At 52.5% G+C, this 25,336-nt stretch carries 24 protein-coding genes; 13 read left to right on the forward strand and 11 right to left on the reverse strand.

Annotated elements, in window-relative coordinates:
- Positions 1-68 precede the first annotated feature (68 nt).
- A complete protein-coding gene (bglB, locus tag OGY37_RS08030; RefSeq protein ID WP_148361850.1) occupies positions 69-1,208 on the forward strand; it encodes a beta-galactosidase BglB in 1,140 nt (379 codons plus the stop codon).
- On the opposite strand, the gene mrdA2 is transcribed toward bglB, so the two are convergent.
- Both mrdA2 and argS read right to left on the reverse strand, forming a co-directional pair.
- Entirely contained in the window at positions 1,180-3,117 is a 1,938-nt protein-coding gene (gene mrdA2, locus OGY37_RS08035; RefSeq protein ID WP_286620529.1) for a peptidoglycan DD-transpeptidase MrdA2, read from the reverse strand. The genes bglB and mrdA2 overlap by 29 nt on opposite strands.
- Positions 3,118-3,347: 230 nt before the next feature.
- Positions 3,348-5,081: an arginine--tRNA ligase gene (gene argS, locus OGY37_RS08040; protein ID WP_286620531.1), complete on the reverse strand. Its 1,734-nt coding sequence runs from the start codon at positions 5,079-5,081 to the stop codon at positions 3,348-3,350.
- 238 nt (positions 5,082-5,319) lie between these two features.
- On the opposite strand from argS, the gene OGY37_RS08045 reads away from it, so the two are divergent.
- Both OGY37_RS08045 and cutC read left to right on the forward strand, forming a co-directional pair.
- On the forward strand, positions 5,320-5,886 hold the full coding sequence (locus OGY37_RS08045) for a VOC family protein (protein WP_286620535.1): 567 nt from the start codon (positions 5,320-5,322) through the stop codon (positions 5,884-5,886).
- Positions 5,887-5,888: 2 nt separating this feature from the next.
- Entirely contained in the window at positions 5,889-6,635 is a 747-nt protein-coding gene (cutC, locus tag OGY37_RS08050; RefSeq protein WP_286620537.1) for a copper homeostasis protein CutC, read from the forward strand.
- A gap of 163 nt (positions 6,636-6,798) precedes the next feature.
- Here the strand turns inward: cutC and cmoB are convergent, their stop codons facing one another.
- The 5 genes from cmoB to OGY37_RS08075 are packed head-to-tail and all read right to left on the reverse strand — an operon-like array spanning position 6,799 to position 10,377.
- Entirely contained in the window at positions 6,799-7,767 is a 969-nt protein-coding gene (gene cmoB, locus OGY37_RS08055; RefSeq protein ID WP_003833851.1) for a tRNA 5-methoxyuridine(34)/uridine 5-oxyacetic acid(34) synthase CmoB, read from the reverse strand.
- Entirely contained in the window at positions 7,764-8,507 is a 744-nt protein-coding gene (gene cmoA / locus OGY37_RS08060) for a carboxy-S-adenosyl-L-methionine synthase CmoA (RefSeq protein WP_003034686.1), read from the reverse strand. Before cmoA ends, cmoB begins: the two co-directional genes overlap by 4 nt.
- A 40-nt stretch (positions 8,508-8,547) precedes the next feature.
- Positions 8,548-8,943 carry an MAPEG family protein gene (locus OGY37_RS08065; RefSeq protein ID WP_003833847.1) on the reverse strand — a complete coding sequence of 132 codons (396 nt, stop codon included), beginning with the start codon at positions 8,941-8,943 and terminating at the stop codon, positions 8,548-8,550.
- Positions 8,944-8,995: 52 nt separating this feature from the next.
- Entirely contained in the window at positions 8,996-9,814 is an 819-nt protein-coding gene (locus OGY37_RS08070; protein WP_149282002.1) for a DUF72 domain-containing protein, read from the reverse strand.
- Complete coding sequence (locus tag OGY37_RS08075) at positions 9,811-10,377, reverse strand: hydrolase (RefSeq protein WP_286552262.1); 567 nt, start codon at positions 10,375-10,377, stop codon at positions 9,811-9,813. Before OGY37_RS08075 ends, OGY37_RS08070 begins: the two co-directional genes overlap by 4 nt.
- A 287-nt stretch (positions 10,378-10,664) precedes the next feature.
- On the opposite strand from OGY37_RS08075, the gene aspS reads away from it, so the two are divergent.
- From aspS to ruvB, 6 genes are all read left to right on the forward strand, one after another.
- The gene (aspS, locus tag OGY37_RS08080) at positions 10,665-12,437 is read left to right on the forward strand and encodes an aspartate--tRNA ligase (RefSeq protein ID WP_003833841.1); all 1,773 of its coding nucleotides are present in this window, start codon (positions 10,665-10,667) and stop codon (positions 12,435-12,437) included.
- A gap of 1 nt (position 12,438) precedes the next feature.
- A complete protein-coding gene (nudB, locus tag OGY37_RS08085) occupies positions 12,439-12,882 on the forward strand; it encodes a dihydroneopterin triphosphate diphosphatase (RefSeq protein WP_003833839.1) in 444 nt (147 codons plus the stop codon).
- A gap of 28 nt (positions 12,883-12,910) precedes the next feature.
- Positions 12,911-13,654, forward strand: coding sequence for a YebC/PmpR family DNA-binding transcriptional regulator (locus OGY37_RS08090; protein WP_003833836.1), 744 nt, complete (start codon positions 12,911-12,913; stop codon positions 13,652-13,654).
- Positions 13,655-13,688: 34 nt separating this feature from the next.
- On the forward strand, positions 13,689-14,210 hold the full coding sequence (ruvC, locus tag OGY37_RS08095) for a crossover junction endodeoxyribonuclease RuvC (RefSeq protein WP_003034867.1): 522 nt from the start codon (positions 13,689-13,691) through the stop codon (positions 14,208-14,210).
- Between the two features lie 80 nt (positions 14,211-14,290).
- A complete protein-coding gene (gene ruvA / locus OGY37_RS08100) occupies positions 14,291-14,902 on the forward strand; it encodes a Holliday junction branch migration protein RuvA (protein ID WP_003034869.1) in 612 nt (203 codons plus the stop codon).
- Positions 14,903-14,910: 8 nt separating this feature from the next.
- Positions 14,911-15,921: a Holliday junction branch migration DNA helicase RuvB gene (ruvB, locus tag OGY37_RS08105; protein WP_003034872.1), complete on the forward strand. Its 1,011-nt coding sequence runs from the start codon at positions 14,911-14,913 to the stop codon at positions 15,919-15,921.
- Between the two features lie 78 nt (positions 15,922-15,999).
- Here the strand turns inward: ruvB and znuB are convergent, their stop codons facing one another.
- Complete coding sequence (znuB, locus tag OGY37_RS08110) at positions 16,000-16,785, reverse strand: zinc ABC transporter permease subunit ZnuB (protein ID WP_003034874.1); 786 nt, start codon at positions 16,783-16,785, stop codon at positions 16,000-16,002.
- Complete coding sequence (gene znuC, locus OGY37_RS08115) at positions 16,782-17,537, reverse strand: zinc ABC transporter ATP-binding protein ZnuC (protein WP_181510868.1); 756 nt, start codon at positions 17,535-17,537, stop codon at positions 16,782-16,784. Before znuC ends, znuB begins: the two co-directional genes overlap by 4 nt.
- 78 nt (positions 17,538-17,615) lie before the next feature.
- Between znuC and znuA the strand changes: the two genes are divergently transcribed.
- The 3 genes from znuA (at position 17,616) to lpxM (ending at position 20,987) form a co-directional block, all read left to right on the forward strand.
- Positions 17,616-18,560, forward strand: a complete 945-nt coding sequence (znuA, locus tag OGY37_RS08120; RefSeq protein ID WP_063940898.1) for a zinc ABC transporter substrate-binding protein ZnuA — start codon at positions 17,616-17,618, stop codon at positions 18,558-18,560.
- 15 nt (positions 18,561-18,575) lie between these two features.
- Entirely contained in the window at positions 18,576-19,895 is a 1,320-nt protein-coding gene (mepM, locus tag OGY37_RS08125; protein WP_003833825.1) for a murein DD-endopeptidase MepM, read from the forward strand.
- Between the two features lie 120 nt (positions 19,896-20,015).
- A complete protein-coding gene (gene lpxM / locus OGY37_RS08130) occupies positions 20,016-20,987 on the forward strand; it encodes a lauroyl-Kdo(2)-lipid IV(A) myristoyltransferase (protein ID WP_126317825.1) in 972 nt (323 codons plus the stop codon).
- Positions 20,988-21,033: 46 nt separating this feature from the next.
- Here the strand turns inward: lpxM and pyk are convergent, their stop codons facing one another.
- Both pyk and OGY37_RS08140 read right to left on the reverse strand, forming a co-directional pair.
- Complete coding sequence (pyk, locus tag OGY37_RS08135; protein ID WP_003833821.1) at positions 21,034-22,476, reverse strand: pyruvate kinase; 1,443 nt, start codon at positions 22,474-22,476, stop codon at positions 21,034-21,036.
- Positions 22,477-22,595: 119 nt separating this feature from the next.
- Positions 22,596-23,465, reverse strand: coding sequence for a MurR/RpiR family transcriptional regulator (locus OGY37_RS08140; protein WP_126319786.1), 870 nt, complete (start codon positions 23,463-23,465; stop codon positions 22,596-22,598).
- Positions 23,466-23,829: 364 nt separating this feature from the next.
- Between OGY37_RS08140 and zwf the strand changes: the two genes are divergently transcribed.
- Entirely contained in the window at positions 23,830-25,305 is a 1,476-nt protein-coding gene (gene zwf / locus OGY37_RS08145; RefSeq protein ID WP_003833817.1) for a glucose-6-phosphate dehydrogenase, read from the forward strand.
- Positions 25,306-25,336 lie beyond the last annotated feature (31 nt).

The raw sequence follows: 25,336 nt of genomic DNA on the forward strand, positions 1-25,336 counted from the left end.
AAAAAGCTGCTGCGCCGTAACAGGGGCAAGTCTCAGCATTGAATCCGACATTGACAGAGGTTAAGTAAATGATTGTTTACCCGGTTAAACATAGCCCGTTATTGCGCCAGCCAGAACATTTTATTGCCAGGGATGAATTAAAAACGCTGATCAAAAAGGTGACGCATAACCTGGTCAATATTCATGACGAAACCGGCGAGTTCTTGCTGCGTCTGGACGATGGACGCGTAATTGATACTAAAGGCTGGGCGGGATGGGAGTGGACACACGGCGTCGGCCTGTACGGGATGTATCAGTACTATCTGCAAACCGGCGATGAAACGATGCGCGATATCATCGATAGCTGGTTTGCCGAGCGTTTTGCTGAAGGTGCGACCACCAAAAACGTGAACACCATGGCGCCATTTTTAACGTTGGCGTATCGCTATGAAGAGACGCGTAACCCAGCGTATCTGCCGTGGCTCGACAGCTGGGCTGAGTGGGCAATGCATGAGATGCCGCGTACCGAATTTGGTGGTATGCAACACATCACGCTGGCGGAAGAAAACCATCAACAGATGTGGGATGACACGCTGATGATGACGGTTTTACCGCTGGCGAAGATTGGCAAGCTACTCAATCGCCCGGACTACATCGAAGAGGCAACGTATCAGTTCCTGCTGCACGTGCAAAACCTGATGGATAAAGAAACGGGGCTGTGGTTCCACGGCTGGAGCTATGAAGGAAATCATAACTTTGCTAATGCCCGCTGGGCGCGTGGCAACAGTTGGTTAACTATCGTGATCCCGGACTTCCTCGAATTACTTGATTTACCGGAAAACAATTCTGTTCACCGCTATCTGGTTCAGGTCCTGAACGCGCAAATCGCGGCGCTGGCGAAATGCCAGGATGAAAGTGGGTTGTGGCATACCTTGCTGGACGACCCTCAGTCGTATCTGGAAGCATCGGCAACTGCCGGATTTGCCTATGGGATCCTCAAAGCAGTACGTAAACGCTATGTTGGGCAAGAGTATGCGCTGGTGGCCGAAAAGGCCATTCGCGGCATTGTGCAGCATATTTCACCGGAAGGTGAACTGCTGCACACCTCGTTTGGTACCGGGATGGGACATAATCTTGATTTCTACCGCAACATCCCTCGGACCTCCATGCCTTACGGACAGGCGATGGCGATGCTGTGTCTTACCGAATACTTGCGAAAGTATTTTTGATATCGGTATTCAATGGCGATACCGCTATCGGACCTGATTGTTCAGTCGTCACTGTTTGTACCGTGTTGTCCTGCGGGGCAAACAGATGATCCATGATTTGACGCATAACTGGCGCGGCGGTGACCCCATCGCTGCCGCCGTTTTCCAGAATTAACGCCACCGCGACCTTCGGGTTCTTATAGGGTGCAAATGCGGTATAGAACACGTGGTCGCGCAAGCGGACAGGGATCATCTTCGCATTGTAGGTCTGATTTTCTTTCAGGCTAAAGACCTGCGAGGTGCCACTTTTTGCCGCAATGCCGTAAGGCGCGGTGTGAAAGAACTTATAACCTGTACCATTTGGTTCATTCGCCATGCCGAACATCGCCTGACGCACCAGTCCCCAGTAGGGCGATGAGGCCGAGGCGATTTGTGAAGGTGCTTCTGGAGCCTGATACGGCGTGATGGTTTTGCCGCTCTCTTCATCGAGCAGCAGGTGAGGGACGATAACCTTGCCGTTGTTAATCAGTGCGACCATGGCTTTTACCATCTGGATAGGCGTGGCAATCCAGTAGCCCTGACCGATGCCAACTGAAATAGTGTCCCCCTGATACCAGGCTTTTTTGTGTACTTTTTGCTTCCATTCGCGGCTCGGGAGCAGGCCGTTATACTCCTCATCAAGATCGATGCCGGTCGGTTTACCGTAACCAAACTGGCTGAGCATGCTGTTAATCCGGTCGATCCCCATCATAAACGCCACCTGATAGAAGAACGTATCGGCAGACTCTTCTATCGCTTTGGTGACATCCAGCATACCGTGGCCCGTTTTTTTCCAGTCACGGTAATGTCGCTCGGTGCCGGGTAGCGTCCAGGTAGGGGCACCGAAGAAACTGGTCTGCGGCGTGATCACACCGTTCAGTAATGCCGACATCGCCATATACGGTTTGACCGTTGAAGCGGGAGGGTACAATCCCTGCGTGACGCGGTTGATTAATGGCAGGTCTTTATCCTGGAGTAGCTTGTTATAGTCCTGATAGCTGATGCCTTTGACAAATGGATTAGGGTCGTAGCTGGGGTTTGAGACCATCGCCAGTACGGAACCGTCGTGTGGATCTTCAACCAAAACGGCGGCACGCTGGCCAGCCAACAAGCTCTCAATGTATTGCTGTAAATGTAAATCCAGCGTCAGATGGATATCTTTTCCGGCAACGGGCGGCACATCTTTGATCAGGCGTACGATGCGTCCGTGGTTATCTACTTCCACCTCCTGATAACCGGTCTTTCCATGCAGTTCGTTTTCGTAATAGCGCTCAATACCTTGCTTACCGATGTTGTGATCGGCGGCGTAGTTCTCCGCCAGACCTTTTTGATCCAGTGCTTTCAGGTCGTTGTCATTGATTTTTGAAACATAACCCAGGACATGCGCCAGCGCCGCGCCATAGGGATACTGGCGGTCTTCGTAACTATTGATGTTGACGCCGCTAAAATGAAACTGGTTTACCGAGAAACGGGCGATTTCGACATCGGTTAGCGCATTTTTTAGCACCACAGGACGATAGCGGCTGCTGGTTTTCAGCTCATGGCGAAACTGGTCTATGTCATCAGGAGTGAGGTCAACGATCGGCGTGAGCTGCTGGAGTAACGCATTCATATCGCTGATTTTATACGGCGTAACAGAAATATCGTACCAGGTAACGTTGCGCACCAGCGGGATGCCGTTGCGATCGTAAATCATGCCGCGCGTTGGGGCGACGGGCAGCATTTTGATGTCGTTTGCATTCGACCGGGTGGTGTAATACTGGTGCTGACAGATTTGTAAGTTATACAGATTGTAAATCAGGATGCCAAAACAGATGACTACCAGGCCAAAGGCCACCAATACACGCCGCTGGAAGAGTTTTTCTTCCGCCTCAAAATCTCTGAATGTCATTGACCCGTACCCGATTAATTCGCCGCCTAATGATACGGAGGCTTAGACGGGATGACAGGCAAAAGATGTTCCATATCTCTAGGGAAGTGTGTCATTCCTTGTGGGTTGTTACAAATTACAGTGAACGTAGCCGTTTCTCGTCGGCCTGATAGTGCTGCCTACAAGGGCGGTAATTCGGGGAAATAAAAAAACCCGCGACATAGCGCGGGCTTTCATATTACTTGAGGTGATTACATACGTTCTACTGTTTCGATACCCAGTGTATCCAGACCCAGCTTCAGCGTTTTCGCCGTCAGCTGTGCCAGTTTCAGTCGGCTGTTACGAATCTCTTCGTTTTCAGCGCTGAGAATAGGGCAGTGCTCGTAGAAGCCGGAGAACAGACCAGCAACGTCGTACAGGTAAGCACACATCACGTGTGGCGTACCTTCACGTGCAACGACGGTCAGCGTTTCTTCAAACTGCAGCAGACGTGCCGCCAGTTGAGCCTCGCGATCTTCGCTGATGACGACCTGCGCATTTGCCAGCGCGCTTTCGTCGATATCTGCTTTACGGAACACGGACAGTACGCGGGTATAAGCGTACTGCATATATGGCGCGGTGTTACCTTCGAACGCCAGCATGTTGTCCCAGTCGAAGATGTAGTCGGTAGTACGGTTTTTGGACAGATCCGCGTATTTCACTGCGCCGATACCGACCGCATTTGCCAGTTTTTCCAGTTCGTCGGCAGGCATGTCTGGGTTCTTCTCCGCGACCAGACGACGTGCACGCTCCAGCGCTTCATCCAGCAGATCGGCCAGTTTTACCGTGCCGCCCGCGCGGGTTTTGAACGGTTTACCGTCTTTGCCCAGCATCATACCGAACATGTGGTGTTCCAGTGGCACTGAATCCGGCACATAACCAGCTTTACGTACGATGGTCCAGGCCTGCATTAAGTGCTGATGCTGACGGGAGTCGATGTAATACAGTACGCGGTCGGCATGCAGGGTTTCGTAACGATATTTGGCGCAGGCGATGTCGGTTGTGGTGTAGAGATAGCCGCCATCTTTCTTCTGAATGATAACGCCCATCGGTTCGCCTTCCTTGTTCTTATACTCATCAAGGAATACGACGGTAGCGCCTTCGCTTTCAACAGCCAGGCCTTTAGCTTTGAGATCGGCCACGATACCAGGCAGCATCGGGTTGTACAGGCTTTCGCCCATGACGTCGTCACGGGTCAGAGTAACGTTGAGGCGATCGTAGGTTAACTGGTTTTGCGACATGGTAATGTCGACCAGTTTGCGCCACATCTCGCGGAAGTATTCGTCGCCGCCTTGCAGTTTCACGACATAACTACGGGCGCGTTCCGCGAAGACTTCATCTTCGTCGTAATGTTTTTTCGCATCACGGTAGAAACCTTCCAGGTCAGCCAGCGCCATCTCTCCGGCATTTTCCTGCTGCTGTTTTTCCAGCCATGCAATGAGCATACCGAACTGAGTACCCCAGTCGCCAACGTGGTTGGCGCGGATAACTTTGTGACCGAGGAACTCCAGCGTACGCACCGCCGCGTCACCAATGATGGTGGAACGCAGGTGACCAACGTGCATCTCTTTCGCTACGTTAGGCGCGGAGTAGTCAACAACGACGGTTTGTTTAGCCGGTTGAGTGACGCCCAGACGATCGGAAGCCAGCGCCTGCTGAACGAGCTGCGCCAGAAATGCCGGATCGAGGAAAATATTGATAAAGCCTGGGCCTGCAATTTCAACTTTGCTGGCAATCCCGTTGAGCTCCAGATGAGTCAGCACCTGCTCAGCCAGTTGTCGCGGCGCCATACCCAGTTTTTTAGCGACAGCCATCATGCCGTTAGCTTGATAGTCGCCGAACTGTACTTTTGCTGACTGACGAACCTGCGGTTCGCAATCTGCAGGCGCACCTGCAGCAATCATGGCCTGACTGACTTTTTCTGAGAGAAGAGCCTGAATATTCACCGGAATACCTTACATTTATGAAGCGGCCTAAAATTCACCGCACCAGTTTAAGAATTAAGGGCGGGAGTATACTGCAAATGCCCGTTGCCGTCAGCATTGTGTGTACCGCCAGTAGCCTGAATTATAAACAATGCAATGGCGTAAATTTATTCATGATGTGTTCGGAGAAAACAGCGGTTGGATGGCGCAGCGCAACAGAGTAAATTAGCGACTTTGAACATGGATATGAGCTTTTAATATGGCGAACTGGCAAACCGTTGCAGAACTACAGGATATTTCTGCAGATTTACCGCATTTCACGCAGGCATTAACGGAACTTTCTACCCGTCTTGGGCTGGATATCACAGGCCTGGAAGCCGATCACATTTCCTTGCGTTGCCATCAAAATACCACCGCAGAGCGCTGGTGTCGTGGGTTTGAACAGTGCGGTGAATTGTTGTCAGAAAACATCATTAACGGCAGACCTATTTGTCTTTTTAAACTGCATGAGCCGGTTTGTGTGCAACATTGGCAATTTTCCATCGTCGAACTGCCGTGGCCGGGCGAAAAACGCTACCCACATGAAGGCTGGGAACATATTGAAATTGTTCTGCCGGGAGAGGCGGAAACGCTGAATGCGCGCGCGCTGGCGCTGCTTTCCGATCACGGTCTGAGTCAACCGGGCATATTTGTGAAAACCAGCTCGCCAAAAGGAGAGCGTGAGCGTTTACCGAATCCGACGCTGGCGGTTAGCGATGGCAGCGTGACGATAAAATTCCATCCGTGGTCGATTGAAACCATTGTGGCAAGCGAACGTCAGGAGTGAGCATGGCTATACTGGAAATCTGCTGTTACAGCATGGAGTGCGCGCGCACGGCGCAGCAAAACGGCGCGGATCGGATTGAACTCTGCTCGGCACCCAAAGAAGGGGGCTTAACACCGTCACTGGGCGTCTTGCGCTCTGTTCGCCAGCACATTTCGATTCCCGTCAATCCCATTATTCGCCCACGTGGAGGCGACTTTTGCTACACCGAAGGTGAATTCGCTGCAATGCTGGATGATATTGCGATGGTCAGAGATCTGGGGTTCTCAGGGCTGGTGACCGGCATTTTAGATGCGGATGGCGATATCGATATGCCGCGCATGGAGAAAATAATGATCGCCGCCGGTTCGCTGCAAGTCACTTTTCATCGGGCCTTTGATATGTGTGCTAACCCACTCAATGCGCTTAAAAAATTAGCTGAGCTGGGCATCGCCAGAGTACTCACTTCAGGGCAAAAATCAGATGCGGCGCAAGGTTTAACAAAAATAATGGAACTTATTGCGCAGCCCGGTGCTCCAATCATTATGGCCGGAGCGGGGGTTCGCGCCTCGAATTTGTCCCTGCTCCTTGATGCTGGAGTGCAGGAAGTCCACAGTTCTGCCGGAGTATGGCTGGCTTCACCAATGCGTTATCGCAATTCGGGGTTGTCGATGTCTTCGGATGCGCAGGCGGATGAGTATTCGCGCTATGCGGTAGACGGGACGGCGGTTGCTGAAATGAAAGCAATCATTGCACACCATCAGGCCAACTGATTTTACCGTTGCATCATGTCGCCCAATATGATGCTTGCTCGTACCAGGCCCCTGCAATTTCAACAGGGGCCTTTTTTTATCCTTTTATGCCTGATGGCGGCGATGCCTTATCAGGCCTACGGGAGTTGTAGGCCCGGTACGCGTAGCGTCACCGGGCAATCCATCACGGCTTACGCGCAATCAAGACTGCACGCAGCGGGGCGGGGTAACCTTCTACCGTTTTGCTGTGGTCGTTCGGGTCGAGGAAGTCGGCCAGCGACTCGGTTACCATCCACTCAGTGCGGCGCTGCTCTTCGGTGGTGGTGACGCAGACATCGGCGATGCGCACATCAACAAAACCGCATTTTTCCAGCCAGTTTTTTAAAGCCAACGCAGATGGAATAAAGTAGACATTACGCATTTGCGCGTAGCGATCGCCCGGCACCAGTACGGTATTTTCATCACCTTCGACGACCAGCGTTTCCAGCACCAGTTCGCCATCTTTAACCAACTGATCTTTTAACTGCCACAGATGTTCCAGTGGCGATCGGCGGTGATAAAGCACGCCCATGGAGAACACAGTGTCAAAGGCGTTGAGCGCTGGAAGTTGCTCAATACCCAGCGGCAGCAGGTGAGCACGCTGGTCATTGCCCAGCAGTTTACGCACCGCCTCAAACTGGCACAGGAACAGTTGCGTAGGATCGATGCCAACCGCCAGATGCGCTCCAGCGCCAATCATGCGCCACATGTGATAGCCACTGCCGCAGCCGACGTCAAGAATGGTACGTCCGGTGAGATCAGACAAGTGCGGCAGGACGCGATCCCACTTCCAGTCGGAACGCCATTCGGTATCGATGTTGACGCCGTACAGCGAGTACGGTCCTTTACGCCATGGCATCAGGTTCCGCATCAGGGTGTCGATGCGTTTAAGCTGGCCTTCGCTGAGCGGTTCTTTACTTTCTGCGGTAACGCTGTGTAGTAAGTCCAGACGATGCGGCGTCAGCTCGGGCAGAAACTCGACGGCGTTTGACCATTGCTTAAAAAGACCGTGCTGATCGCGCTGCCAGGCAGCGATTTGCGCCGGAAGCGTTTCCAGCCAATGGGACAGATGATTTTTGGCAATCAACTGATAAAAGTTACCAAAATCGATCATGCGCTAACCTCAGCTTTCAACGCCACCAGAGAGCCAAAGTTGAAGCACTGGAACCACAATTCGCTGTGCTCAAAGCCGGCCTGATGCAGTCGCGCTTTGTGCGTTTCTACCGAGTCGGTCAGCATCACGTTTTCCAGCATGCTGCGTTTCTGGCTAATTTCCAGTTCGCTGTAGCCATTGGCCCGTTTGAAGTCGTGGTGCATGTTGAACAGCAGCTCGCCAACGTTAGCGTCTTCGAAACTGAATTTTTCAGACAGCACCAGCGCGCCGCCGGGATTCAACCCTTGATAAATCTTATCCAACAATGCCTGGCGCTCAGGTGGCTCAAGAAATTGCAGGGTAAAATTCAGCACCACCATCGAGGCGTTTTCGATAGTAATGTTGCGAATATCGCCTTCGACAACCTCAACCGGGGTCGGTGCCTTATAGGCATCAATATGACGACGGCAGCGCTCAACCATCGCCGGGGAGTTATCGACGGCAATAATTTTGCAATTCTCGTGATGAATATTGCGACGCACCGAGAGCGTCGCCGCGCCCAGAGAACAGCCCAGATCGTAGACCTGCGTGTTGGGTTGTACGAAACGTTCGGCCAGCATGCCAATCATAGATATGATATTGGAATAGCCAGGAACGGAACGCTGGATCATATCCGGGAAGACTTCAGCTACCCGTTCATCAAAGGTCCAGTCACCCAGACTGGCGATAGGCGCAGAAAAAAGCGTGTCGCGGTGAGACATAACGTAAAAATCCGGGAAAAATAAAGTGGCGTATTGTGCGCTAATGCAGGGAGAAAACCAACTCCCAGGGCATATACCAAAGATTCGCCAGCACCATTAGCAACAGCGAACACCAGGTTGCGCTCATGCCCGAACGGCGCCAGCGGAATAGTCGGTGGTGGAATCCGTAATAATGCATCAGACGTCCGGCAATCAACATCAGCCCGCAAATATGCACCATCCACGTCTCTGCGCCGTTCATTTCCATAAATAACAGCAGCACTAATGCGACGGGAATATATTCCACTGCATTACCGTGAATGCGGATAGCGCTTTGCAGCTCGCTAAAACCTCCATCGCCATAGGCAACGCGGTATTGCATGCGCAGGCGAACGACGTCAAAGGAGAACTTTATTAACAATAACGCACCCAATACGGCATAAAGCGCGCTTACCATACAAACTCCCTTTTAAAATGGCTGCTGGCATTGACTATGATAGGTGGCATTTTCAGAAAAGAGAAGATTGCTGTGGAATAGAGGGAGCTGATCCGATCTCTGGCAGAGCACTGTGTAAATCTGCCCATAGCGTATCAACAAGCTCCGGGGCTTGCGCGATGTCCGGCGTATGCAAAAACAGATACGGCGTCGTGGTGCGTTGCCATAGCGGCAGCTTGGTCAGCCAGACGGCAAAAAGGGCGCTGTTTTGTGCCATATCATCGCTACCGATAAAGCGTACCATCGGATGGTTTGCCGTCACCACAGCATGCACCGGAACCTTCGGTTTTTTGCGCTGAGCGTCACGTATGGCTTCGGTATGTGGGATTGCGGCATGCACCGGGCGGCTGTCCAGAATCACCCGGTTTACTCCACGCTCGTGTAAACCGCGATTAAATAGCTGTTCGGCTTCGCCTTTGGCAAAGAACTCCGGATGGCGAACTTCCACACCGTAGGTAAAGGATTTCGGGAGCGCATCGAGAAACTGCCACAGGGCAGGCAGGTCGCGTGGGCCAAAAGTCGCGGGTAATTGCAGCCAGTATTGTCCAATGCGCGATTCCAGCGGCGACATACGCGTAAAAAATTCCTGTACCAGGTCATCACAATTACGCAGCGCGGCCTGGTGCGAGATGGTCGCCGGAAACTTAAAACAAAATCGAAACGCATCGGTGGTCTGTGCCTGCCAGCGGGCAACAATATCGGCTTTAGGCAGCGCATACAGCGTGGTATTGCCCTCCACGCAGTTAAAGTGGCGGGCATATTCTTCAAGGCTGGTGATCCCCAGACGCACCCATTTTGGATGCGACCACTGGGGTAAACCGATATAGATCATAGCGCTTGCAGAATCTCCTCCACGCTGCGAACGCGCGCAATGCGCGGGAAAATGTGAGTCATGCTGCCCTGGTGTTGTTCAGCACTGGCGGCGCTACAGGCATTCTCTGCAATGATCAGACTGAAACCCAGCTCCCACGCATTTCGCGCCGTTGACTCCACGCCAATGTTCGTAGAGATGCCGCACAGGACGATGGTATCGATGCCCCGGCGACGCAACTGCAATTCCAGATCAGTGCCATAGAAGGCTCCCCACTGGCGTTTAGTCACTTCGATATCGCTGGCGCATTTCCCCAGAGCCGCCGGGTAATCCCACCAGTTTTCGGGCAACGCTTTTGCCGGAGTCTGAGCATCTACGGGTTGTTTCAGCGCTTCGGCGTAATCGTCAGACCAGCCGACGCGCACCATTACCACCGGGGAACCGTGGGCACGGAATTTTTCCGCCAACTGCGCGGCGCGGGTAACCACATCATGTGCCGTATGAGGCCCGCCAGCGAAAGGCAGGATCCCTTCCTGTAAATCAATCACGACAAGGGCGGTTGTTTTAGCGTTCAATTCCAGCATGGTCACTCCAGTAATAAAAGAATTCCGTTACACCTTAATCGCGAATCAGTGTGAAAGGGGCGACAATTTTTGTTATTTTTTGTGAGATTACGCAATGCCCGTCCAGGAAACAGGCGTACAGTCAGTACCGGACTGAGAGTCTATCCCAGTAGGCTCTTATCGTGCGGCAGAATTTCCAGTATAATAGCCGCCTTTTTTCATTCAGTTGTGACATTCAGCTAAAGCTGCGACTTCGTCATCTGCGAGACAGGTGACAATCCGCCTGCGGCAAAGTTAAGGGATATCTCATGCGTACAGAATATTGCGGACAGCTACGTCTGTCCCACGAGGGGCAGCAGGTGACTCTGTGTGGTTGGGTCAACCGTCGTCGTGATCTTGGTAGCCTGATCTTTATCGATATGCGCGACCGCGAAGGTATCGTGCAGGTATTTTTCGATCCGGACCGTGCGGACGCGTTAAAGCTGGCCTCCGAACTGCGTAATGAGTTCTGCATCCAGGTTACGGGCACTGTGCGTGCGCGTGACGCGAAAAACGTCAACGCCGATATGGCGACGGGCGAAATTGAAGTACTGGCCTCCGATCTGACCATCATCAACCGTTCAGACTCGCTGCCGTTGGACTCTAACCACGTCAACACCGAAGAAGCGCGACTGAAGTATCGCTATTTAGATCTGCGTCGCCCTGAAATGGCGCAGCGCCTGAAAACGCGTGCTAAAATCACCAGTCTGGTGCGTCGTTTTATGGACGACCACGGCTTCCTCGACATCGAAACACCGATGCTGACCAAAGCAACGCCGGAAGGCGCGCGCGATTACCTGGTACCTTCTCGCGTACATAAAGGTAAATTCTACGCGCTGCCGCAATCACCTCAGTTGTTTAAACAGCTGCTGATGATGTCTGGCTTTGACCGCTACTATCAGATCGTAAAATGCTTCCGTGATGAAGACTTACGTGCTGACCGTCAGCCTGAATTTACCCAGATCGACGTTGAGACTTCCTTCATGACCGCACCGCAGGTGCGTGAAGTGATGGAAGCGCTGGTACGTAACCTGTGGCTGGAAGTTAAAGGCGTGGATCTGGGTGATTTCCCGATCATGACCTTTGCCGAAGCTGAGCGTCGCTACGGTTCCGATAAACCAGACCTGCGTAACCCGATGGAGCTGGTGGACGTTGCCGATCTGGTGAAAGACGTTGAGTTTGCAGTGTTCTCTGGTCCGGCAAACGATGCGAAAGGCCGCGTAGCTGCTCTGCGTGTACCGGGCGGTGCTGCACTGAGCCGTAAGCAAATTGACGATTACGGTAACTTTATCAAGATTTACGGCGCGAAAGGTCTGGCTTACATCAAAGTCACCGAACGTGCGAAAGGTCTGGAAGGTATCACCAGTCCGGTTGCTAAGTTCCTGAACGCAGAAATCGTGGAAGCGATTCTGGCACGTACCGGTGCGCAAGACGGCGACATGATTTTCTTCGGTGCCGACAACAAGAAAGTGGTTGCCGACGCGATGGGCGCGCTGCGTCTGAAACTGGGTAAAGACCTGAACATCACCGACGAAGCCAAATGGGCGCCGCTGTGGGTTATCGACTTCCCAATGTTTGAAGACGATGGTGAAGGCGGACTGACCGCAATGCATCACCCGTTCACCGCGCCGAAAGATATGACGGCCGCTGAGCTGAAAGCAGCGCCGGAAGACGCGGTTGCCAACGCGTACGATATGGTCATCAACGGTTACGAAGTAGGCGGCGGTTCCGTGCGTATTCACAACGGCGACATGCAGCAAACCGTATTCGGTATTCTGGGCATTAACGAGCAAGAGCAGCGTGAGAAATTCGGCTTCCTGCTGGATGCGCTAAAATATGGTACACCGCCGCATGCGGGCCTGGCGTTTGGTCTGGACCGTCTGACTATGCTGTTGACCGGTACTGACAACATTCGTGACGTTATTGCTTTCCCGAAAACCACGGCTGCAGCGTGTCTGATGACTGAAGCGCCAAGCTTTGCCAACGCAGCTGCGCTGGCGGAACTGAGCATTCAGGTTGTTAAGAAGGCCGAGAATAACTGATATGACATATAAACAGCCTGTCTCGGTGTTAGTCGTGATTTATGCAAAGGACACCGGGAGAGTGCTGATGTTACAGCGACGCGACGATCCTGATTTCTGGCAGTCGGTCACCGGCAGCCTTGAAGAAGGTGAAACCGCGTCGCAAGCCGCTATGCGCGAAGTAAAGGAAGAGGTCGCCATTGATGTTGCATCTGAGCAACTGACCTTAATTGACTGTCAGCGCACGGTGGAGTTTGAGATTTTTAGCCATTTACGTCATCGCTATGCACCGGGAATTGAACGTAATACTGAATCCTGGTTTTGCCTGGCACTTCCCTCAGAACGAAAGATCGTGTTCACCGAACATCTGACCTATCGTTGGGTTAATGCGGTTGAAGCCGCCCAATTAACCAAGTCGTGGAGTAACCGGCAGGCGATTGAAGAGTTTGTAATTAACGTCGCCTGAAAAGGCGCGCTTTTTGGAGATATTATTTATGGCAGGTCATAGTAAATGGGCCAACACCAGACACCGTAAAGCAGCGCAGGATGCTAAACGCGGTAAAATTTTCACCAAAATAATTCGTGAGCTGGTGACGGCGGCTAAACTGGGCGGTGGCGATCCGGACGCTAACCCGCGTCTGCGTGCAGCGGTTGATAAAGCGCTGGCTAACAACATGACCCGTGACACCCTGAACCGTGCAATCGCGCGCGGTGTGGGTGGTGATGAAGATTCCAACATGGAAACCATCATCTATGAAGGTTACGGTCCTGGCGGTACAGCCGTTATGATTGAATGTCTGTCTGACAACCGTAACCGTACCGTTGCGGAAGTGCGTCACGCGTTCACGAAAACGGGTGGTAACCTCGGTACCGACGGTTCCGTGGCTTATCTGTTCAGCAAAAAAGGCGTAATCTCCTTTGAACAGGGCGACGAAGACGCCATCATGGAAGCGGCGCTGGAAGCAGGTGCTGAAGACGTTGTGACCTTCGACGACGGCGCAATTGACGTTTACACCGCGTGGGAAGAGATGGGCAAAGTACGTGACGCGCTGGAAGCGGCTGGTCTGAAAGCGGACGCAGCTGAAGTGTCTATGATCCCATCCACCAAAGCGGATATGGATGCAGAAACAGCGCCGAAGCTGATGCGTCTGATCGATATGCTAGAAGACTGCGACGACGTGCAGGAAGTTTACCACAACGGTGAAATCTCCGATGAGGTTGCTGCCACCTTAGAATGATGTGGTTAAGCCATAAAATAACAGGAGATGCGTGATGTCTATTATTCTCGGCATTGACCCGGGGTCGCGCATCACCGGTTATGGTGTTATTCGTCAGGTCGGCAGGCAGCTGACCTACCTCGGCAGCGGCTGCATTCGCACCAAAGTCGACGATCTACCGTCACGTCTGAAGTTGATTTACGCGGGCGTGACGGAAATCATCACCCAGTTTCAGCCGGACTATTTTGCCATTGAGCAGGTTTTTATGGCGAAGAACGCCGACTCGGCGCTAAAGCTGGGACAGGCTCGCGGCGTGGCAATCGTTGCGGCGACCAATCAGGATCTACCGGTCTTTGAATACGCGGCCCGCCAGGTAAAACAGACCGTGGTGGGGATCGGTAGCGCGGAAAAAAGCCAGGTCCAGCATATGGTACGCACGCTGCTAAAACTCCCGGCGAATCCGCAAGCGGATGCCGCGGATGCACTGGCGATAGCCATTACCCACTGCCATGTCAGTCAGAACGCCATGCAAATGAGCGAGTCGAGGCTGAATTTGGCGCGAGGTCGATTACGTTAGTGACAAATGAGGCTGGATATCTATCCAGCCTTTTTTTATGATAGCGCATTACCTTTTAGCCCTTAACGCAGGAGCGTCACGTGATAGGCAGACTCAGAGGCATCATTATTGAAAAACAACCCCCGCTGGTCCTTCTGGAAACGGGCGGGGTAGGCTATGAAGTGCATATGCCGATGACCTGTTTCTACGAGTTGCCGGAAGCCGGGCAAGAAGCGATTATTTTCACCCATTTTGTGGTGCGAGAAGATGCTCAGCTATTGTATGGCTTTAACAACAAGCAAGAGCGCACGCTGTTTAAAGAGTTAATCAAAACCAATGGCGTGGGACCGAAGCTGGCGCTGGCGATCCTCTCCGGTATGTCTGCTCAGCAGTTCGTTAATGCCGTGGAGCGCGAAGAGCTGGGCGCGCTGGTGAAATTACCGGGTATTGGTAAAAAAACCGCAGAACGCCTGATTGTAGAAATGAAAGACCGCTTTAAAGGTTTGCATGGTGATCTCTTTACACCAGCAGCGGATCTGGTCCTGACGTCTCCGGCAAGTCCGACAACGGACGACGCCGAGCAGGAAGCGGTTGCTGCGCTAGTGGCGTTGGGCTATAAACCACAGGAAGCCAGCCGCATGGTGAGCAAAATTGCCCGCCCTGATGCCAGCAGTGAAACCCTGATTCGTGAAGCGCTTCGCGCGGCATTGTGAGGTAAAGGATGATTGAAGCAGATCGCCTGATTTCGGCTGTCAGCACGACCCCTGAAGATCTGGTGGATCGTGCGATCCGCCCAAAATTGCTGGAAGAGTACATTGGCCAGCCTCAGGTCCGTTCGCAAATGGAGATTTTTATCCAGGCGGCGAAGCTGCGCGGTGACGCTCTCGATCACCTGCTGATTTTCGGTCCTCCTGGTCTGGGTAAAACTACGCTTGCCAATATTGTCGCCAATGAAATGGGTGTTAACCTGCGCACCACGTCCGGTCCGGTACTGGAAAAAGCGGGTGACCTGGCGGCAATGCTTACCAACCTTGAACCCCACGATGTGCTGTTTATCGATGAAATTCATCGTCTGTCACCGGTGGTGGAAGAGGTGCTGTATCCGGCGATGGAAGATTATCAGCTGGATATCATGATTGGTGAAGGGCCGGCTGCCCGTTCGATTAAGATCGATCTGCCGCCGTTCACGCTAATCGGGGCGACGACGCGCGCCGGGTCGTTAACCTCTCCGCTGCGTGACCGTTTTGGTATTGTGCAGCGCCTGGAGTTCTATCAGGTGGCAGACCTGCAGCACATTGTTGGGCGTAGCGCACGCTTTATGGGCCTGGAAATGAGCGATGAAGGCGCGCTGGAAGTGGCACGCCGCGCCCGCGGTACGCCGCGTATCGCCAACCGTTTATTACGCCGGGTACGCGATTTCGCTGAAGTGAAGCATGACGGCACGATTTCGGCTGATATTGCCGCCCAGGCGCTGGATATGCTCAATGTGGATGCGGAAGGATTCGATTATATGGACCGTAAGCTGCTGCTGGCGGTTATCGATAAATTCTTTGGCGGACCGGTAGGGCTGGATAACCTGGCGGCGGCGATCGGGGAAGAGCGTGAAACCATTGAGGACGTGCTGGAGCCGTATCTGATTCAGCAAGGTTTTCTGCAGCGTACGCCGCGCGGAAGAATGGCAACCGTGCGCGCCTGGAACCACTTTGGCATTACGCCGCCACAGATGCCTTAGTGCCTGATGTCGTGACGCTCATCAGGTCTGGGCGATTTTGTAGGCCCGGTAAGCGTAGCGCCACCGGGCAACACATGCTTAGCTCGCTTGCTTTTTCATCATGCTGAAAATAAACAGCAGCGCGGCGCACAGCACCACGGAAGGACCTGCCGGGGTGTCATAGAAGGCCGAGAAGGTCAGCCCGCCTGTAACCGCTATCATTCCCACTCCAACGGCAACCCCTGCCATCTGCTCCGGCGTACGGGCAAAGCGACGGGCGGTCGCAGCAGGGATGATAAGCAGTGAGGTGATAATCAGCGCCCCGACAAACTTCATCGCCACACCAATCGTTAACGCCGTAACCAGCATCAACAGCAGCTTCACGCGTTGCAGCTTCACACCATCGACAAATGCCAGATCAGGACTGATGGTCATCGACAGCAGGTTACGCCACTGCCAGAACAGAATCGCCAGAACAATAACCACGCCGATGGCGATGGAGATAAGATCTTCTGGCGTCACGGCGAGCAAATCACCAAACAGGTAAGCCATCAGATCCACACGGATGTTGGACATCAGGCTGACAACAACCAGCCCCAATGACAACGCGCTGTGCGCCATAATACCCAGCAAGGTATCGATCGCAAGGTGAGGGCGCTTCTCCAGCCATACCAGACCGCCAGCCAGCAACAGGGTGACGGCGATAACCGCATAGAAAGGGTTTACATCCAGCAGCAGGCCAAAGGCGACCCCCAGCAGCGAAGCGTGGGCCAGCGTATCACCGAAATAAGACATTCGACGCCAGACTACAAACGAGCCGAGTGGGCCAGCGGCACAGGCCAGCATGATCCCGGCTAACCAACCGGGTAATAACAATTCAATCATGAGTGACCATTTCCCCGGCGTAAGACGATACGACCCTGTAAATCGTGGCGGTGATTGTGATTATGACGGTAAATTCCGAGTTGTTCGGCGCCGCGTTGCCCGAACATGGAGATGAATTCCGGGTGCATAGAAACCACTTCCGGCGCACCGGAACAGCAAATATGATGGTTCAGGCACAGTACCTCATCGGTTTTGGCCATCACCAGATGCAGGTCATGGGAAACCATCAGCACGGCGCAATCCAGTTCACGTCGCAACTGGTCGATAAGGTCGTACAGTGCGACCTGCCCATTGACATCCACGCCCTGGGTTGGTTCATCGAGCACCAGTAGCTGAGGTTTATTCAATAAAGCACGGGCCAACAGGACGCGTTGTGTTTCCCCGCCAGAGAGCTTTTGCATCGGCGCATCCATCAGATGCCCAGCCTGAACGCGCTTCAGTGCCGGAAGGATATCCTCTTTTTTGGTACCGGGACGTAAGCGCATAAACCGACTTACCGTCAGTGGCAGCGTAGTATCGAGGTACAGTTTTTGCGGTACATAGCCAATGCGCAATTTCCCACTACGCTTGATAACTCCCTCATCAGCCGCTACCAGCCCTAATACAACGCGCACCAGCGTAGACTTCCCGGCGCCATTTGGGCCGAGAAGCGTTAAAATTTTACCGGGTCGAAGTTCAAGCGATACGTCAGACAGGACGCGGCGTTGACCATAAGAGACCGAGACATTTTCCAGTGAAACCAAAGTCGTCATATCAATTTTAGTCTTGCAGAAGTTATAGAATGTTATAATATCACATTTCTTACATTCATTACGATGATTGGTCGCATTATGTTACATAAAAATACGCTTCTTTTCGCAGCATTATCCGCTGCTCTTTGGGGTAGTGCAACACAGGCAGCAAATGCCGCTGTGGTGGCCTCGCTCAAGCCGCTGGGGTTTATTGCTTCAGCTATTGCAGACGGGGTAACAGACACTGAGGTTCTGTTGCCTGATGGGGCTTCCGAACATGACTATTCACTGCGTCCATCAGACGTAAAACGCTTACAGGGCGCGGACTTAGTTGTTTGGATTGGACCTGAGATGGAAGCGTTTATGGAGAAGTCAGTCAAGAATATTCCTAACGCGAAACAGGTAACGATTGCGCAGCTCAATGACGTGAAACCGTTACTCATGAAAGGTGCTGATGATGACGATGACGATCATGGACACGATGATGCTGGCAGTGAAAAAAGTGACGAGCATCACCATCATGGCGATTACAACATGCATCTTTGGCTTTCCCCAGAGATAGCGCGGGCCTCAGCGGTTGCAATCCATGAAAAATTAGTGGAACTTATGCCGCAAAGTCGAGCCAAACTTGACGCCAACCTGAAGGATTTTGAGGCACAATTAGCCGCAACCGATAAGCAGGTAGGTAACGAGCTCGCACCGCTCAAGGGAAAAGGTTATTTCGTTTTTCATGACGCCTATGGCTACTACGAAAAACACTACGGACTAACACCGCTTGGTCACTTTACCGTGAACCCTGAGATTCAACCTGGTGCGCAGCGTTTACATGAAATAAGAACACAGTTGGTTGAGCAAAAAGCAACCTGCGTTTTTGCTGAGCCACAGTTCAGGCCAGCGGTCGTTGAAGCCGTCGCGAGAGGGACATCCGTTCGAATGGGAACGCTGGATCCGCTCGGAACGAATATCAAACTGGGTAAAACAAGCTATTCAGCGTTTTTGAACCAATTAGCCAACCAGTATGCGAGCTGCCTGAAAGGAGATTAATGAGGAAGTGAATACGTGCAACAGATAGCCCGCTCTGTCGCTCTGGCATTTAATAATCTGCCGCGACCCCATCGCGTTATGCTGGGGTCGCTTACCGTACTGACATTGGCCGTCGCCGTCTGGCGGCCTTATGTTTACCATCCCGATTCTGCACCCATCGTTAAAACTATCGAGCTGGAAAAAAGCGAGATTCGTTCGCTGTTGCCTGAGGCCAGTGAACCTATCGATCAGGCCGCGCAGGAAGACGAAGCCATTCCGCAGGATGAACTGGATGACAAAACGTCTGGTGAAGCCGGCGTGCATGAGTATGTCGTCTCCACAGGCGATACGCTGAGCAGTATTCTTAATCAGTACGGCATCGATATGGGCGACATCAGTCAGCTCGCTGCTTCCGATAAAGAACTGCGCAATCTGAAAATTGGTCAACAGTTATCCTGGACGTTAAGCGCGGAAGGTGACCTGCAGCGCCTGACATGGGAAGTGTCCCGCCGTGAAACCCGCACTTACGATCGCACTGCGACAGGTTTCAAAATGAGCAGCGAAATGCAGCAGGGCGATTGGGTTAACAGCCGTATCAAAGGCACGGTGGGCGGAAGCTTTGTCGCCAGCGCCAAAGAGGCCGGACTGACCAGCTCTGAAATCAGCGCGGTGATTAAGGCCATGCAGTGGCAGATGGATTTCCGCAAACTGAAAAAAGGCGATGAGTTCTCAGTGCTGATGTCTCGCGAAATGCTGGACGGTAAGCGCGAGCAAAGCCAGCTGCTGGGCGTGCGTTTACGTTCTGAAGGCAAAGACTATTACGCCATCCGTGCTGAAGACGGTAAGTTCTATGACCGTAACGGTACCGGGCTGGCGAAAGGCTTCATGCGTTTCCCGACGGCGAAACAGTTCCGTATCTCCTCGAACTTTAACCCGCGTCGCCTGAATCCGGTGACTGGACGCGTAGCGCCGCACAAAGGTGTCGACTTTGCGATGCCGCAGGGGACGCCAGTACTGTCGGTAGGCGATGGTGAAGTGGTCGTAGCGAAGCGTAGCGGCGCTGCCGGATACTATGTTGCGGTACGTCATGGTCGCACCTACACCACCCGTTATATGCACCTGCGTAAGCTATTGGTGAAACCAGGTCAAAAAGTGAAACGTGGCGATCGTATCGCGCTGTCAGGTAACACCGGGCGTTCAACCGGTCCGCACCTGCACTACGAAGTGTGGATCAACCAGCAGGCCGTGAACCCTCTGACGGCGAAACTGCCGCGTACAGAAGGTCTGACCGGCTCGGATCGCACCGATTATCTGGCGCAGGTGAAAGAAGTTATGCCTCAGCTACGTTTTGATTAATTAGCACACTGATAAAGCCGGTACGCGATGCGTGCCGGCTTTTTTTATTTTGTACGGCGCATCGTGCGCCGCTACACTATCAGCAGATCTACTTTTCGCCGCACCAGACACTGGAAGAGCATGGAAACGAAAAAAAAGAATATTGAGTATATCCCTGAGTTTGATAAATCATTTCGCTATCCGCGCTACTGGGGCGCCTGGCTGGGTGTAGCGGCGATAGCTGGGATTGCGTTAACGCCGGCGTCACTTCGCGATCCTATTCTGGCAAAGCTCGGACGGATGGTTGGACGTTTGGGAAAAAGCTCACGTCGCAGAGCACTGATCAATTTATCCCTTTGTTTTCCTGAACGCAGCGAAGCTGAGCGCGAAGCCATTGTCGATGAGATGTTCGCGACAGCCCCTCAGGCGATGGTCATGATGGCGGAACTGGCCCTGCGCGGTCCGGAGAAAATTCAGAATCGGGTTGACTGGCAGGGCCTTGAAATCATCGAAGAGATGCGCCGCAACGATGAAAAAGTGATTTTTCTCGTTCCTCATGGCTGGGGCGTAGATATCCCGGCGATGCTGATGGCTTCCCAGGGACAGAAAATGGCAGCAATGTTCCACAATCAGGGGAACCCGGTATTTGATTACGTCTGGAACACGGTGCGCCGTCGTTTCGGAGGCCGATTACATGCACGTAATGATGGCATCAAACCGTTTATTCAGTCTGTACGTCAGGGATATTGGGGATACTACCTGCCGGATCAGGACCATGGGCCTGAGCACAGCGAGTTTGTCGATTTTTTTGCTACCTATAAAGCAACGTTACCGGCAATTGGTCGCTTGATGAAGGTTTGCCACGCGCGTGTAGTGCCGCTGTTTCCGGTGTATGACGGTAAAACGCACCGCCTGACGATTAAGGTCCGTCCTCCGATGGATGACATCCTGACAGCGGATGACCACACCATTGCCAGACGAATGAACGAAGAGGTGGAAATTTTTGTCACGCCTCATGTCGAACAATACACCTGGATACTGAAACTGCTTAAGACGCGTAAACCCGGCGAGATTGAGCCCTATAAGCGCAAAGATCTCTATCCGAAGAAATAAAAAAAAGCCTCTCAAACGAGAGGCTTTTTTACATCAAACGCTGGCGTTACTCGACGGTCAGAATACGCGTGGTGTTAGTTGAGCCAATAGTGCTCATCACATCGCCCTGTGTCACAATCACCAGATCGCCGGAAACCAGATAGCCTTTATCGCGCAGCAGGTTCACTGCTTCATTGGCGGCAACGACGCCATCTGTTTCGCTGTCAAAGTGAACCGGGGTGACACCGCGATACAGAGAGGTCAGATTCAGCGTACGTTCATGACGAGACATCGCGAAAATTGGCAGACCGGAACTGATACGAGAAGTCATCAGCGCAGTACGACCAGACTCCGTCATAGCGATAATAGCGGTGACCCCTTTCAGGTGGTTAGCAGCGTACATCGCTGACATCGCAATCGCTTCTTCAACGTTATCAAACTGCACGTCAAGGCGGTGTTTAGAGACGTTGATGCTTGGGATCTTCTCTGCACCCAGGCAAACGCGCGCCATTGCCGTGACGGTTTCCGCCGGGTACTGACCTGCTGCTGTTTCGGCAGAAAGCATCACGGCATCGGTACCGTCGAGGACGGCGTTAGCCACGTCCATCACTTCCGCACGAGTCGGCATTGGGTTGGTGATCATCGACTCCATCATCTGTGTGGCGGTGATGACCGCACGGTTCAGCTGACGCGCACGGCGAATCAACGCTTTCTGAATACCTACCAGCTCAGGGTCACCGATTTCAACACCCAGGTCGCCACGGGCTACCATCACTACGTCAGAAGCCAGGATGATGTCATCCATCGCATTCTGGTCGCAGACGGCTTCTGCACGTTCTACCTTGGCGACAATTTTCGCATCGCAACCGGCGTCGCGTGCCAGACGGCGGGCATAGTTTAGATCTTCGCCGCAGCGCGGGAAGGAGACAGCCAAATAGTCAACGCTGATTTGCGCTGCGGTAATGATGTCGGCTTTGTCTTTTTCGGTGAGGGCTTCAGCAGAGAGACCGCCGCCCAGTTTGTTGATGCCCTTGTTATTGGACAGCGGGCCACCGACAGTGACTTCGGTGAAGACTTTCATGCCCTGAACTTCCAGCACTTTAAGCTGTACGCGACCGTCGTCGAGCAGCAGAATATCGCCAGGCACGACGTCTGCAGGCAGTCCCTTATAATCAATGCCGACTTTTTCTTTGTCGCCTTCGCCTTTACCGAGGTTGGCGTCTAACAGGAACTTGTCGCCAACGTTAAGAAATACTTTGCCTTCTTTAAAGGTGGATACGCGGATTTTAGGTCCCTGCAGGTCACCCAAAATAGCTACATGACGTCCCAGTTTTGCGGCAATTTCACGGACCTTATCCGCCCGCAGTTTGTGATCTTCTGGAGAGCCGTGGGAAAAGTTCATACGTACGACGTTCGCACCCGCGGCGATAATCTTCTCAAGGTTGTTATCGCGGTCAGTTGCCGGGCCTAACGTGGTAACGATTTTGGTTCTGCGAAGCCTTCTGGACATGTAATACTCCGTTGACTGAAACAACTAGGTGTTGCGTGAACATTAATCCGGCCGTTCTCAAACATTAACGGTAAAATGAACGACCCGGATGATAAAAGGGTAGAACATTGTTATTGCTTTTAGCGGTCATCACTCTTGATGAGTAATTCTTTATCAAAACGCGATTCCTTGAGCGCTTCCTTGACACGCTTCAAGTTATCTCTAAATTTTGCCCCTCGGCGCAAAGTAAATCCTGTAGCCAGCACATCTATCACGGTCAGTTGAGCAAGTCGAGAGACCATGGGCATATAAATGTCAGTATCTTCCGGTACATCGAGGGTAATAGCCAGCGTGGCTTCACGCGCCAGTGGCGTGCCGGGAGAGGTGAGGGCGATAACCATAGCGTCGTTTTCCCTTGCTAACTGCGCCAGTTCAACCAGACTTTTGGTTCTTCCGGTATGAGAAATAAGCACAATGACGTCGTCGTCGCTACAATTCATACAACTCATCCGTTGCAGGACAATGTCGTCGGAATAGATTACCGGTACGTTAAAGCGGAAAAATTTGTTCATCGCGTCGTGCGCGACCGCGGCGGAAGAACCTAAACCAAAGAAGGCGATTTTCTTCGCCTGGGTTAACAAATCTACCGCCCGGTTTACCGCTGTGTTATCCAGCGACTGACGAACGTGGTCAAGGCTTGCCATCGCCGATTCGAAGATTTTCCCCGTATAAGATTCTACGCTGTCATCCTCATCCACATTGCGATTAACATAAGGGGTACCATTTGCCAGACTTTGTGCCAGATGCAGTTTAAAATCAGGGAAGCCGCGCGTATCCATGCTACGACAGAAACGGTTCACCGTCGGTTCGCTGACGTTGGCTTCTACAGCAAGCGCAGCGATGCTTGAGTGAATTGCCCGCTCGGGAGAGGCAAGAATAATGTCGGCGACTTTACGCTCTGACTTGCTCAAATGTTCCAGTTTTAACTGGATTTTTTCCAGCATATTCATGATGTAGGTAGACTCATGGGTCATGGGCAAAAACGATTTCAACGATAAGGGGAAATCGAGTGGTAACTCTGGTAGATAGTACCCCTGCTAGTGCATCAACGGGGCAAAATGGACAAAATAGTTGTTGTTTTTTTTCATTACATGATCGGAGTCGGATTTTCATACTTCTTCGTGGGTACGAAAAAGACGACTTTTTTATCCATTTTGATGGGTTATACGCCAATAAAGCGGCTGTTCGCGGTAACAGCACGGCTGGATAAGCGTTTACGGTTTCCGGATTCACGTAAAAGCAGTACAGTGCACTGTAATAAAATTACAACCAGTGTCTGGCAAAAGCACCAGGCACTTAATTGAGGAGAATGACATGGCGGTAACGCAAACAGCCCAGGCATGTGATCTGGTCATTTTCGGCGCGAAGGGCGACCTGGCGCGACGGAAATTGCTGCCTTCCCTGTATCAACTGGAAAAGGCCGGCCAGATTAACCCGGATACCCGCATCATTGGGGTTGGGCGTGCCGACTGGGACAAAGCAGCCTATACCAAGGTTGTGCGCGAAGCGCTCGAAACCTTCATGAAAGAAAAAATTGATGAAAGTTTGTGGGAAACCCTCAGCGGTCGTCTTGAGTTTTGTAACCTGGACGTCAACGACACCGCCGCGTTTAAGCGTCTGGGCAAAATGCTGGATCAAAAATCGCGTACCACCATCAACTATTTTGCAATGCCGCCTAGCACCTTTGGCGCGATCTGCAAAGGTCTGGGTGAAGCAAAGCTGAATGCTAAGCCTGCCCGCGTGGTGATGGAAAAACCGCTGGGTACATCACTGGCAACATCCCGTGAAATCAACGATCAGGTTGGCGAGTATTTCGAAGAGTGCCAGGTTTACCGCATCGACCACTATCTCGGCAAAGAGACGGTACTGAACCTGTTGGCACTGCGTTTTGCCAACTCCCTGTTTGTGAATAACTGGGATAACCGCACTATCGACCACGTAGAAATTACCGTGGCGGAAGAAGTAGGCATTGAAGGGCGCTGGGGCTACTTTGACCAGGCCGGTCAAATGCGCGACATGATCCAGAACCACCTGCTGCAGATCCTGTGCATGATCGCGATGTCTCCGCCGTCCGATCTGAGCGCCGACAGCATCCGTGATGAAAAAGTGAAAGTACTGAAATCACTGCGTCGTATCGATCGTTCGAACGTACGTGAAAAGACAGTTCGTGGTCAGTACACCGCCGGTTTTGCCCAGGGCAAAAAAGTTCCGGGATACCTGGAAGAAGAAGGCGCGAACAAGAGCAGCAACACGGAAACGTTTGTGGCGATCCGCGTGGATATCGATAACTGGCGCTGGGCGGGCGTACCGTTCTACCTGCGTACCGGTAAGCGTTTACCGACCAAATGCTCTGAAGTGGTGGTTTACTTCAAAACGCCTGAGCTGAACCTGTTCAGAGAATCCTGGCAGGACCTGCCGCAGAACAAGCTGACTATCCGTTTGCAGCCTGATGAAGGTGTCGATATCCAGGTACTGAACAAAGTGCCGGGGCTGGATCACAAGCATAACCTGCAAATTACCAAACTTGATCTGAGCTACTCCGAAACCTTCAACCAAACGCATCTGGCCGACGCTTATGAGCGCCTGCTGCTTGAAACGATGCGCGGCATTCAGGCGCTGTTTGTGCGTCGAGATGAAGTTGAAGAAGCCTGGAAGTGGGTCGATTCTATTACTGAAGCCTGGGCAATGGACAACGACGCACCTAAACCGTATCAGGCCGGGACCTGGGGACCGGTTGCCTCTGTGGCCATGATTACCCGTGATGGTCGTTCCTGGAACGAATTCGAGTAAAATATCATCTAGCCCATAGGTGTTATTTTAC

This window comes from Citrobacter sp. Cpo030 (assembly GCF_030333005.1).
In the GTDB taxonomy this organism is placed as follows: domain Bacteria; phylum Pseudomonadota; class Gammaproteobacteria; order Enterobacterales; family Enterobacteriaceae; genus Citrobacter; species Citrobacter portucalensis.